10 protein-coding genes and 1 pseudogene are annotated in these 11,419 nt (G+C 63.2%); 9 read left to right on the plus strand and 2 right to left on the minus strand.

Going from position 1 to position 11,419, the window contains the following annotated elements:
* The first annotated feature begins 4 nt into the window (after window positions 1–4).
* The 6 genes from trbC (at window position 5) to MF607_RS18985 (ending at window position 8,829) form a co-directional block, all read left to right on the plus strand.
* Window positions 5–748 carry a type-F conjugative transfer system pilin assembly protein TrbC gene (gene trbC, locus MF607_RS18960; protein ID WP_242121728.1) on the plus strand — a complete coding sequence of 248 codons (744 nt, stop codon included), beginning with the start codon at window positions 5–7 and terminating at the stop codon, window positions 746–748.
* A 2-nt stretch (window positions 749–750) separates the two neighbouring features.
* Window positions 751–2,736, plus strand: a complete 1,986-nt coding sequence (locus MF607_RS18965; RefSeq protein WP_242121729.1) for a conjugal transfer protein TraN — start codon at window positions 751–753, stop codon at window positions 2,734–2,736.
* A complete protein-coding gene (locus MF607_RS18970; RefSeq protein ID WP_056433140.1) occupies window positions 2,736–3,143 on the plus strand; it encodes a hypothetical protein in 408 nt (135 codons plus the stop codon). The genes MF607_RS18965 and MF607_RS18970 overlap by 1 nt, the downstream gene beginning before the upstream one ends.
* 143 nt (window positions 3,144–3,286) lie before the next feature.
* Window positions 3,287–4,060 (plus strand): conjugal transfer protein TraF, encoded by a 774-nt coding sequence (gene traF, locus MF607_RS18975; protein ID WP_375272568.1) that lies wholly within the window; start codon window positions 3,287–3,289, stop codon window positions 4,058–4,060.
* Window positions 4,060–5,526, plus strand: coding sequence for a conjugal transfer protein TraH (locus MF607_RS18980; protein ID WP_242121731.1), 1,467 nt, complete (start codon window positions 4,060–4,062; stop codon window positions 5,524–5,526). Before traF ends, MF607_RS18980 begins: the two co-directional genes overlap by 1 nt.
* A 24-nt stretch (window positions 5,527–5,550) precedes the next feature.
* Window positions 5,551–8,829: a conjugal transfer protein TraG N-terminal domain-containing protein gene (locus MF607_RS18985; RefSeq protein WP_242121732.1), complete on the plus strand. Its 3,279-nt coding sequence runs from the start codon at window positions 5,551–5,553 to the stop codon at window positions 8,827–8,829.
* Here the strand turns inward: MF607_RS18985 and MF607_RS18990 are convergent.
* Window positions 8,810–9,070, minus strand: a complete 261-nt coding sequence (locus MF607_RS18990) for a hypothetical protein (protein WP_242121733.1) — start codon at window positions 9,068–9,070, stop codon at window positions 8,810–8,812. The two genes, MF607_RS18985 and MF607_RS18990, sit on opposite strands and share 20 nt — an antisense overlap.
* Here MF607_RS18990 and MF607_RS18995 point away from each other — a divergent pair.
* Window positions 9,069–9,557 carry a hypothetical protein gene (locus MF607_RS18995; protein ID WP_242121734.1) on the plus strand — a complete coding sequence of 163 codons (489 nt, stop codon included), beginning with the start codon at window positions 9,069–9,071 and terminating at the stop codon, window positions 9,555–9,557. The genes MF607_RS18990 and MF607_RS18995 overlap by 2 nt on opposite strands.
* Window positions 9,558–9,984: 427 nt before the next feature.
* On the opposite strand, the gene MF607_RS19000 is transcribed toward MF607_RS18995, so the two are convergent.
* Window positions 9,985–10,407 (minus strand): MerR family transcriptional regulator, encoded by a 423-nt coding sequence (locus MF607_RS19000; protein ID WP_242121735.1) that lies wholly within the window; start codon window positions 10,405–10,407, stop codon window positions 9,985–9,987.
* A gap of 47 nt (window positions 10,408–10,454) precedes the next feature.
* On the opposite strand from MF607_RS19000, the gene MF607_RS19005 reads away from it, so the two are divergent.
* Both MF607_RS19005 and MF607_RS19010 read left to right on the plus strand, forming a co-directional pair.
* Window positions 10,455–11,222 carry a MauE/DoxX family redox-associated membrane protein gene (locus MF607_RS19005; RefSeq protein WP_431311978.1) on the plus strand — a complete coding sequence of 256 codons (768 nt, stop codon included), beginning with the start codon at window positions 10,455–10,457 and terminating at the stop codon, window positions 11,220–11,222.
* A 73-nt stretch (window positions 11,223–11,295) separates the two neighbouring features.
* Window positions 11,296–11,419: pseudogene (locus tag MF607_RS19010) on the plus strand (IS701 family transposase); the annotation flags it as partial.

Genomic DNA, 11,419 nt, shown 5'->3' on the forward strand with positions numbered 1-11,419 from the left:
CCCCATGCGCAAGCTCCTTCTCTCAGCTGCGGCTCTCGCGACGTTGGGCACCGGTGCGGCGGTGCTGGGCCAGACCGTGGAAGGATTGAACCTCGACGCGATCCGCGCGCGCTCGGAGACGATGGCGGCCGACGCGCAGGCGCTTTCGACCGAAGTGCAGCGGCGCGGTGATGCGTTCCGGAAGGACGCGGAGACGGTCCACGCGGTCGCGATGGAGCAGGTACGGACGATCGATCGCGCGAACCTGCCCAAGGGGCCGGCGGGTGCCGTCGACTTCGACGAGATGATCCAGACCGCCTCGGCGAACATGAAGGACAATCGCGGGAGCGCCCCGCAGTTCATGGTGTTCGTCTCGACCTCGATGCCGGAGCAGGCGCTCAAGCAGATCATCGCCGACACGTCGGCTGCGGGAGGCGTTGTGGTCTTTCGCGGCTTTCCAGGCAATTCCGGCAAGGCCTTCATCGCCGCGCTCTCCAAGGTCGTCACCAAGGATCAGCAGTTCGCCTCGATCGGCATCGATCCGCGGCTCTTCCGGGCCTTCAATGTCGATGCGGTGCCGGCGATGGTCGTCACCTCCACGGATTTCACGCCCTGCGATGGGCTCACCTGTCGCAGCGAACCGCCACCCTTTGACCGGATCGTCGGAAACGTGACGGTCCGCTATGCGCTCGAGACCTTCTCGGACGCGAACGGGCCGGGCGCGCTGATCGCCAAGACCGCGCTCGCCAACCTCGGCCGGGCACCCTGACCATGGCTGGGGGCCGCGCCATCCTCGCCGGTTTCGCCGCCTTGCTCGCGGTGCCGGTCGCGCTCGAGGCTCAGACGAGCGGCCAGGCGCAGACCCAATCGGGCGGCGGCTATTATGACATGGGCGATTACACCTACTTCAACCAGCGCACCGCCCCGACGCCGACGCCCACGCCGACACCGAAGCCTAGTGTCACCTCGGCACCGGCGCTGTCGGTAACCCATTCGCCGACCCAGTCAACCGCTCAGGCCGCTGTCCGTGCGCAGGCGGTTCAGCAGCCCAGCGCGCAGATCCAGGGTCAGCCCTATGTCTTCCCCAAAGGCGACCTCGACAAAGCCCGCGCAGATGCGAAGGCGCTCGCGAAGCCGGCGCGCGCTAGTGCCGCCAGTCTCCCCACGTCGACGCCTCTGACCAGTGTCCCGGGCTACTCGCCGGCTGCGAACCCCGCTGAGGCGTATGCGGACGATCCCGACGGGCTGACCGCAGCCGGCAACGCCGCGGTAGGTAGCAACGAGGCCTGGAAGATGGTCACCGATCCGGATCGGGTGAAGGTGACGCTCGCACCAAACGAGATCACCCGTGCGCAGGACGTCGAGAAGGATCCGAACAGCTACCTCGACGGACAATCGATGGGCGCAACCGACGGCAGCTGCAAGCCGCTCCCGCCGAGCGGCAGCACCGGCTATTACGAGGCGAGCTGCAACTCGGGCACGAAGGTCGAGGAAGGCGAAGCGATCTGCCGCACGCCCCTCGTCGTCGACGTGATCCCGGGCTCGACCAAATACATCTATACCTGCGAGAACTGGGTGGGTCGCCGCCCGATGTCCAATGACAACACCGCCCGGCGTTGCACGCCGGCTTTCACGCAGCCAGTCGCCCAAGGCATTTGCCGCGAGCGATCACGCGCCACGGTTCTCTACAACGTCTGTCGTCAAGGCACGATCACCAAGTGCTACGAGCCCGACGTCGAAGAGGGCGAGGAGATCACGTACGAGTGCGACTCCCCGGCCGCGCAGCGCTACTACGCAACCGAGACAACCGGTCAGGTCGTGAACGAGCGCTGCAACGAGGCCATGTGCAACGCGGCGACGAGCGGCAAGACGTGCGAGCTTAAGGGTGAGACCTGTGTCGATCCGGATCCGACCACCCGGACGATCAATGGGGTTCAGGTCACCCGCGCGTGCTGGAACTGGGAGCGCACCTACACCTGCACGAGCATGATCCAGACCTCGGATTGTGCCAGCCTCGCCGGCAATCCGAAGTGCAGCTACGTCCGCGACGAGTGCCTCGACGATCCGCAGGACGGGCCGTGCAAGGTTTCGACCAAGGTCTACAAATGCCCGCTCCCCGATAAGCAGGACGACGCCAAGCAGTATATCTGCGGCGACGACGTCTATTGCATTAACGGCGACTGCGAGCCGGTCGAGCGTGAGGCGTCGACGGAGTTCAAGGACGCGGTCGTCGGGCTTCACGCGCTGGGTCAGGCCAATGCGGAGTTCAACGAGAACACGCTGACGCTGTTCTCGGGAACCCGAGAGACCTGCAACAAGAAGATCTTTGGTGCCTCTAATTGCTGTTCGGGCAAGGGCGTGCCGCTGCTCACCCCCTGGCTATGCAGCTCGGCCGAGAAGCAGTTGGACGAGAAGGACGACAAGGGTCTCTGCCACAAGCTTGGCTCTTACTGCTCGGACAAGGTTCTCGGCATCTGCGTGACGTCGAAGGATGCTTACTGCTGCTTTGCATCCAAGCTGACGCGCATCCTCCAGGAGCAGGGCCGACCGCAGCTCGGCAAGCCTTGGGGGAGCGCCAAGAAGGGCACGTGCGAAGGGTTCACGATCGACGAGTTCTCGCGCCTCAACCTCTCGGTGATGGACTTCTCCGAGGTCGTTGCCGAGTTCACCGACGCCGCGAAGCTTCCGGATGAGCTCGCGACGTCGACCATGATCCAGCAGCGGATCAAGGATTACTACGAAACGAGGAAGCCGTAATGAGCGATGTCGCGCCCTTCGACCGTCATCGCCGCTTCACCGACATGTCGGTCATGGAGTTCGCGTTGCTGATCGCGCTCATGCGTGCCGGGCCGCACCCGCTGGCCTTCCTGCTCCCGACCCTGGACGCGTGGTTCGACTGCAAGCTTGGCGTCTCGGATCTCGAGCCCACTGCGGGCCGGCTCGTGCGCGCGAACTACGTGCTGCGGCGTGGCGACACGCTCTACCCACGCCGGCACACCGCCAGGATCGTGATGGGTCTCTACGGCTCGCTGTTCAGGATCCTCGCCGACGACGTGACCAAGCTCGTCTCGGCCCAAGAGCCGAACATGCTCTCGACGATGAAAGCCTACCTCGATCGCAAGGCGAGTGAGGAGGGAAACCAGCACAAGGACGGGGACCGATAATGCGCACCACACTCACGCTCGCTCTCTTCGCGTCGCTTGCCGCTGGCGCGATCGTGCCACCAGCGGCGATCGCCCAGGCTCGGTATGCGGAAGAGCCGATCGCCGGCGACGAAGCGACGTCCGAGCTATCCGACAGCGTGACGATGCGCGGGCAGGGTAGGCCGGACGCCGTTCGCGACGAGGATGACCGCCGCGTCGCCAGCCAGATGGGCGACGCGTTCTACTGCGGGGAGCGTAAGCTCGGAACGTGGTTCTACTGTGAGAAGCCGAAGCCCAACCCGTCGGATCGCAAGGCGGCGCAGCCGGCGCAGTCCGCGGCCGAGCAGCTGGCGGCGATCGGCAAGGAATTGGACGAGAAGAAGGCGAGGGCGATCCTGGACCCGACCCCGGAGAACGTCTCCTCCTACATCAGCTACCAGCGGCAGCAGCTCAACCGGGCTTCGTCGTTCGCGGACATGTGGCGCCGGTCGATCTGGCAGAACCCCGAGCTGGATTACACGCTGCAGCGCCCGGTCAATCAGCTGGGCAAGCGGACATGGCTCGACACGCGCACCGCGGACAAGAACCGCGTGCTGGGATCGATCTCTAAGCGCTACGGCGTGTTCTACTTCTACTCGTCCGCCTGCGCGGCGTGCGAGGTGTTCGGGCCGATCATGCGAAGCGTGTCGGATCGCTTCGGCCTGACGGTCATGGCGGTCTCGCTCGATGGGGGACCGTCCAAGACGTTCCCCAACTTCACCGTCGACACAGGCCAATACCGCGCGATGGGCATGCAGGGCGGCCAGGTGCCTGCTCTCGTCCTGTTCGACACCGTCACCAAGCGTCCGATGCCAATCGGGTACGGTGTTATGGCCGCAGACGAGGTGATGGACCGCATCTTCACCCTCACCAGCGTCGAACCCGGGAGTGACTTCTGATGCGCCGGCTCATCCAGTGCCTCACCCCGCGCCGCCTCGCGAGGGTCACCGCAGCGACCTTCGCGCAGCTGACCATGTTGCTGGCGGTGTTCGGTCTCGTCTCGCAGCCCGCCATGGCCGACGTCGGGCAGGAGATGAACAGCTATTTCAACTCGGCGGACGCGTCGGCGAACGTCACCGGTCCTACCGCGTTCAACGGCCAATCGGCTGGCTATTACTCGGGCGGCTCGGTGTGGAGCCGGTTCCCCCAGAAGTCGATCAATCCGGTAAGCGTGGCGCTGCCATCGGCGCGCGCAGGCTGCGGCGGCATCGATCTGTTCGCCGGCAGCTTCAGCTTCATCAACGCCGACGAGATGGTCGCCACGTTGAAGGCGACAGCGAACAACGCAATCGGCTTCGCGTTCCAGCTCGCGATCGACAGCATCTCCGCGCAGATCGGCGGGGTAATGAAGGACATGAGCCAGCGCGTTCAGGCGCTCAACGCCTTCAACATGTCGAGCTGCGAGGCCGCGCAACAGGCGATCGGATCGATCTGGCCCAAGATGGACGGCGCTAGCTCCACCATCTGCCAGCAGGTGGGCGGCGCCAAAGGCTTCTTCTCGGATGCCGCGTCGGCCCGTCACGGCTGCACGAACAAGGGCGAGCGCGAGGACACGATCGCCAAGGCCGGCGACGCTGCCGAGCTGGTCCAGTCGAAGAATTATACCTGGTATGCGCTCAACGCGAAAAGCGCGACCAAGCCATCGAAGGAATATGCCGAGTTCCTGATGACGATGGTCGGCACGATCATCTACGATTCCACCAAGAAGGCCGACAGCATGGGCGGCTTCCGCTTCATCGCTCCGGCAAGCTGGGACACGTACCAGGCTCTTCTCGACGGCACGGCATCGGCGCCGACCGATGTGTGGTCGTGTGACACGACGGATGAAAAGGGGTGCATCAGCCCGACGTCGACCAAGCTCAGCATCCCTACCGAAGTCGCGCTGCGCACCCGGGTGCTGAAGATGATGGACAGCATGAGCGCGAAGATCCGCTCGAACGCCGCGCTGTCCGGCGACGAGATCAACCTCCTCGGGATGACGTCGATCCCGCTCTACAAGATCCTCGTGGTCAACGAGGCAGCGCACATGGGGTTAGGCTCGGGCGACAAGGCTACCCTGTCCGAGATGGTGGCAATCGATATGCTCATCTCGATGCTCGACCGCATGCTCGACGTCATCTCGCAGTCGCAACAGGGTGCCGCTTACGTCTCCACCACGGAGTTCGAGACGTGGCGCAAGCAGGTCGACAACGTGAAGACCGAGTTGGCGCGCCGGAGCACGAAGATGTCGGCCGACGTGCAGAACACCTACCGTGTCATCCAGCAAACGCAGTTCCTGGAATCGACGCTGAAGAACACCATGAGCCCGCAGATGACCGCCTCGCTCCGCTTCGGGCGCGGTCTGAGCTCGCAGGGTCTTCGGTAAGCAGCAGGGCAGGGAGCGACTACGATGGGCGCGCTTGAAGTCTTCACGATCGGCGGGGGCGAGTTCATCGTCAACGTGCTGAACGCGGTCGCGGCGTGGTGCGGGGGCGGGGGCTACCGCTCGATGCTTCAGGTCGTGATGGTGATGGGGCTCACCTACTCGCTGTTCGTGGTCGCCTTCTCGTTGGACTGGCGCGCCTGGTTCAACTGGTTCCTGCAGTCGACCCTCATCTACATGATGCTGATGGTGCCGACCGTCACGATCAAGGTCACCGACCGGATCAACCCGGGGCTCGCGCCGGCCGTCGTGGACAACGTCCCGCTTGGTCTCGGCGTCATGGCATCTTTCACGAGCCAAGCCGGTGACTGGCTGACCCGGTCGGCCGAGACGGTCTTCGTCATGCCGAATGCGCTCGCCCTGTCGACCAACGGCATGATCTACGGCGCGCGCTTGATGGACAAGGCGCGCTCCTTCGAGCTGACCAACAGCGTATTCCGCGCCAACATCGACGAGCACCTGAAGCAATGTACGTTCTACGACGTGCTGCTTGGCTTCAAGTCGATGAACCAGCTGACGAAGTCCAACCACCTTTGGGAGGACATCGGACCGGGCTCGCCGGCGCGCAGCCAACGCTGGATAACGTCGACCGGCACCGACACTACGGAGAACTCGATCATCCCGTGCAACGAGGCCTACACGCGGATGTCCAACCAGTGGAAGGCCGAGTACGACAACGACATCCCCTGGTTCTCCAAGAGTGCCTATCCAGGTGTTGCCGACGACATCGCCGCGCAGCGCCTGAAGGACGATCTGCCGATCGTCGCGAAGGAGATGCACGGATCGAGCGGAGACGCATATAGCTATCTACGCCAAGTCTCGATGATCGATGCTTTCCTTGCGGCGCGCGAGAGCTTCTCCGAGGCCGGCTGGGACGCCTATGCGGCGCAGCGCGCTGACGCTCAGGCGAAGAACACCTACACCTCTATCGCGCAGCAGGCGATGACTTGGGTGCCGCTCCTCGGGATCGTCCTCACCGTGGTCTTCTATGCGATGTTCCCGGTGCTCTTCCCGCTGTTCCTATTCCCGCGCACCGGCGTGCAGACGCTGAAGGGCTATGCGACCGGCTTCTTCTATCTCGCCTCCTGGGGGCCGCTCTACGTCATCCTGCACATGTTCGTGATGAGCAGGGCAGCCAGCCTCTACCACGCCGTCTCGCCAACCGGGCCGAGCCTGCTGGTGGTCGACGGGATGGCGAGCGTGAACGAGTCCATCACGACGCTGGCTGGCTTCTTGATGATGAGCGTGCCTTTCATCGCCGGCGGGATGGCCCGCGGCGCCATGGCGATCGCCGGGCACGCGACGTCGATGCTGCAGCCCGCCCAGAGCGCCGCGGAGCAGGCCGCGACCGAGCGGACGACGGGCAACTATTCGTACGGGAACACCTCGTTCCAGAACCTCACGGCCAACAACACGCAGGCAAACAAGTTCGACGATCAGCCGAAGTTCAACTCGGGCTATGCCGTCAGCTCCTTCACGAACGCCGATGGTGGCGTGACGTACGGCTTCTCGGACGGGTCCAACGCCTTCGACACGTCTCAGGGGATCTCGCGTCTCGGGTTTACGCCGACGCGCACGGCCGGGTTCGATAGCCAGATGAGCAGGGCTCTATCGGACGGCCAATCTCATACGGACTCGCTGCGTAACTCGGCTTCCCAGTCCTGGAATGCGACCGCTACGACGGCCACCGACCTGCTGAGCGCGGCTGAGCGACGTCGTGGGAGTTCGACTGAGACCGGATCTGGCTTCAACAACAGCGTCGCCAAGATGACCGATGTATCCAGAGGCATGGCGAACGGCCTCACTAGCCGGTTTGGCTTGAGCGAGGCTGACAGTCAGCTGGTCTCACGCGCCACTCAAACCACTGGCGATGCGAATGCAGGCATTGAAGCACTTGCAAAGGTTTGGAAGAATAAGTTTGCCGACGTCAGCGCAAAAGGTGGCCTTGCTATGCGGCTTGCCTCGATAGCCTCTGAAAATACCGGTCGAACAGTAAGCGGTGATCAGGCGCTCGGCGAGATGAAGGAATATCTCACCAGGGAGACTAACTCCACCCAAGCGAAGGCAGCACGGGACGAGTTCTTCCGCGAGACAAGCTCTAGTGGCGACAGCGAAGTCCGATCGCTTTCGCAGAAGCTCGGGGTTAGTGTCGGTGAATCGCGGTCGGCGTCGCTCGAGGCGACCCGCGCGGAGGAGACATTCCAGCGCGTCAGCAACGACGTTCGTGAAGCCTCCTCGAGGGGCTGGTCGCTGAGCCGTAACGAGACCCAGGAGTTCGTAACGTACGCGCAAGAGCGGTTGCTGCAAGATGACAACCTTTCGCAGTCTGGCTGGACGCCCGGCATGGTGATGCCGCGTACTCGGGAGCAGGAGCAGGTCCGAGACATCCTTCTTGGCGACTTCATGGAGCGACGAGTTGCCGAGGTGCGGAACGAGCTCGGCGTCAGCGTTCCCGAGCATCTGCGTGGGACCTTGCATGGTCCCGCGTCGACGACTGCGGCTGGTGTTCGCCAGTGGGGCGGACATCGGGCTGCTAATGTGGCTGCTCAGGGTCCTGATGTATCTATCCGCGAGAGCTCACGTGATCACGATCTCGCGGGTGAGGTCTCGGACGCGATCCCGAACGCCTCGGCACGCATCACCCGTCAGGCCTTCGAAATTGGCAATCAGGTCGACGACGCTAAGGATACGGCCGGACGCCTAGGCGACCACGTTCGGGAGCGGAATGACGCATGGATCCCGGCGACACTCCCCGGCGTCGAGGGAGCGCGTGATTGGGCGCGCGACACGCTCGGCATGGGCCAGGGAACAAGCCACGTTTATGAGCTACCGCGGGGAGAGCGGGCAACGCTGCCGATCTCCGGACGATTGAGCTCGAACATGGGGGGCCGCATAGACCCGGTGACCGGGCAACCGGGGCATCATCACCGCGGCGTCGATATCGCGGCAGCACTGGGCACTGAAATCCGTGCGCCAGCGTCCGGTCGAGTGGTGAAGAATGACTTCCAAGGAGGCGGTGCTGGAAACTACCTAGTGCTGCAGCATGGCGATGGATCGCAAAGCAAGTACTTCCACATGCAGGACCGGTCGGCATTTCCGGTAGGCAGCAACATCGAGGCGGGCTCAGTTCTTGGTCGGGTAGGAAGCACGGGCAAGTCGACCGGCCCGCACCTTCATTACGAGCTTTGGAAGGATGGCAGACCGGTCGACCCCAAGCGGTTCCAGCTTAGGAATGCCCAGGAATAAGGAATAGGCCGATAAACATGGCAACCAGCACGGCAACAACGATCCAACGTGCGTGCGGCGACACTTCGTTTTCCACGTCAGCGGTGCGGGACGGGTAAACCTCGTCGAGCAACTCTCTGCCGCGAGGGGTAGAGGGGTCGAAAAGATTGTCCGGATTTACTGAGAAGGACGAGGCGGGGAATGCTGGTCCTTGAGCTCGGCCGGCATCCCAGTCCATCTGACCAGTATCGTGGTTCAACATGGCCGCTCCTCCTGCACCGATCGGCTTAATCAGGCGCGATTTACGCTTGCAAAGCGTAGCAGACCGTATTGAACTTAGCGAGCGGTTTTCCGTGTTTGTTCTTTCCGACGTTGCAGGAAGCGCGATGACGGCGAAGGAGGCAGTAGAGGATCCTAGCGTAGCTGCTCGGTACGAGGAGCTGCTGGCGGCGCATTTAGGCTTTTACGAAGCGCTGCGACTGCGCGAGCGGCGCCCCAGGAGCGCTGCACAGCGCCAATTTCAGGACGTGGCTTGGGGAAGGGCCGCGCCGGCAAGCGAACACGAGAAGGCCTATGTCTGGCACCTTCGACGGCACCGGATCGCGCCGTTTAATTCAGGAGCGCCGTCGCAGCACATTGATGACGCGATGACCGACTTTGAGCCTGGCTCTCGACCTGTCAGTAGCGAGGTTGGAGTTAAATGGGACAGTGCGTGGCGTGAAATACGCGGCAGTCGAGAGTTCTGGTAAACTCCCCTCAAGCACTGTAACATGTTGCCGCCAGTTAGAAAAGACACATTCTCCGCCAGATAGAAATGGCACTCGCGGTGGCAGCGGGGGCAGCGTGGAGCCCCCCAAGCAGCGCAGCGATGCCCCCGCTGAGGCGGTGACATGGCGGCTCTTGCGGCCTCGGATCCGCTGCGACAGCAGCGGGCTCGTTCACGTCGGCGAACGGCCGCGCACGCTAATTGCAAAATACCGGAGCCCATGCATGACTTCCTGAGAATGGGCAATTCGCCGTTCGGCGAGATGCGGAGGTGTAGCGATCAGTCTGATCCTACACGATAGGCGCTATAAGCAGCCTTCTCTTTTTCTGTTGCTGTTTCTTGTACGAAGGAAAGCCTTCGCTGGACGTCAGTTACCTGATATTTACCTCAATTTTAGACGGCGAGCGCAGCTATCGATCCGCAGAGGTGGCCGCCTCGAACGCCTGCAGGATCGGACAAGGGCCATGATTGGCGGACCCGCATTCGCTGGCGAGGCGATGGAGGGATGCGCGCACGCGCTTCAACTCCTGGATCTTCAAATCCAGCGCCGCGATCCGCTCGTTGGCAAGCTGGCGTGCCCGAGCGCGATCATCGGTCGCGTCCAGCGCCACCAGTTCCCCGATCTGCTCCAACGTAAAGCCAGCGGCCTGCGCCGATCGGATGAAACGGAGCCGGCGAACATCGTCCGCTGTGTAGCGGCGGATACCGCCATTCGAGCCCGATCCTTCTGGCCTCGCCGGCGTCTCAAGCAACCCTCTACGCTGATAATAGCGCACCGTTTCCACACCGACGCCGCCCTCGCGCGCGAGCCCCGCAATTGTCACGTCGGCCATGCCTTGACTCCGTACCATAGTACGGCCCCTATATAGGTGTCGCGAACATGGTGGAGAAGAACATGGCGACCGCGGCGCCCAAGAAGGCAACGATCTACCGCATGGTGATGCCGACGCACACCTGCCCCTACGGCTTGAAGGCAAAGGACCTGCTGCACCGACGCGGCTACGAGGTCGAGGACCAATGGCTGACGACGCGCGAGGAAACCGAGGCATTCAAAGCCGAGCACGGGGTCAAAACGACACCCCAGACCTTCATCGGTGGCGAGCGGGTAGGCGGCTACGACGATCTGCGCCGGTTTTTCGGCAAGACCGTGGCCGACCCCAAGGCGGTGACCTACCGGCCGGTTGCGGTTGTGTTCGCGATGACGGCATTGATGGCGCTGGCGGCCAGCTATGCCGTGCTCGGCACACCGTTCACGGTACGCGCCGGTGAGTGGTTCATCGCCTTCTCCATGTGCGTGCTGGCGCTGTTGAAGCTCCAGAACGTTGAGAAGTTCGCGACCATGTTCCTCAACTACGATCTGCTCGCCAAACGCTGGGTGCCATACTCCTATATCTACCCCTACGCGGAAGGCGCGGCGGGCGTGCTGATGGCGGCCGGCGTGTTGACCTGGTTGTCGGTGCCGATCGCGCTGGTGATCGGGACGATCGGGGCGGTCTCGGTCATCAAGGCCGTGTATGTCGACAAGCGCGAGCTGAAATGCGCGTGCGTGGGCGGTGACAGCAATGTGCCGCTGGGCTTCCTGTCGCTCACCGAGAACGTGATGATGGTCGCCATGGCGATCTGGATGGTGCTGGGCGTCGCGCACTGATCCGGTGCGGCGTCCCGGCGCAGCCTAGCATTACAGTTGCGTTCTTGATCGTGTTCTGAATCAATGGGTCACTATGACGAGGAGGTCGTGGTGACGGGAGCATCGATCGAGGCGACGCTGGAGCTTTGGGCGTCATCGCTGCGCGAGGTGAAAGCGCGGATGCGGCCCTTGTTCAGCCAGGCGCGTGTGGCGGCATC

The organism is Sphingomonas lacusdianchii (assembly GCF_022664395.1).
GTDB lineage: Bacteria > Pseudomonadota > Alphaproteobacteria > Sphingomonadales > Sphingomonadaceae > Sphingomonas > Sphingomonas lacusdianchii.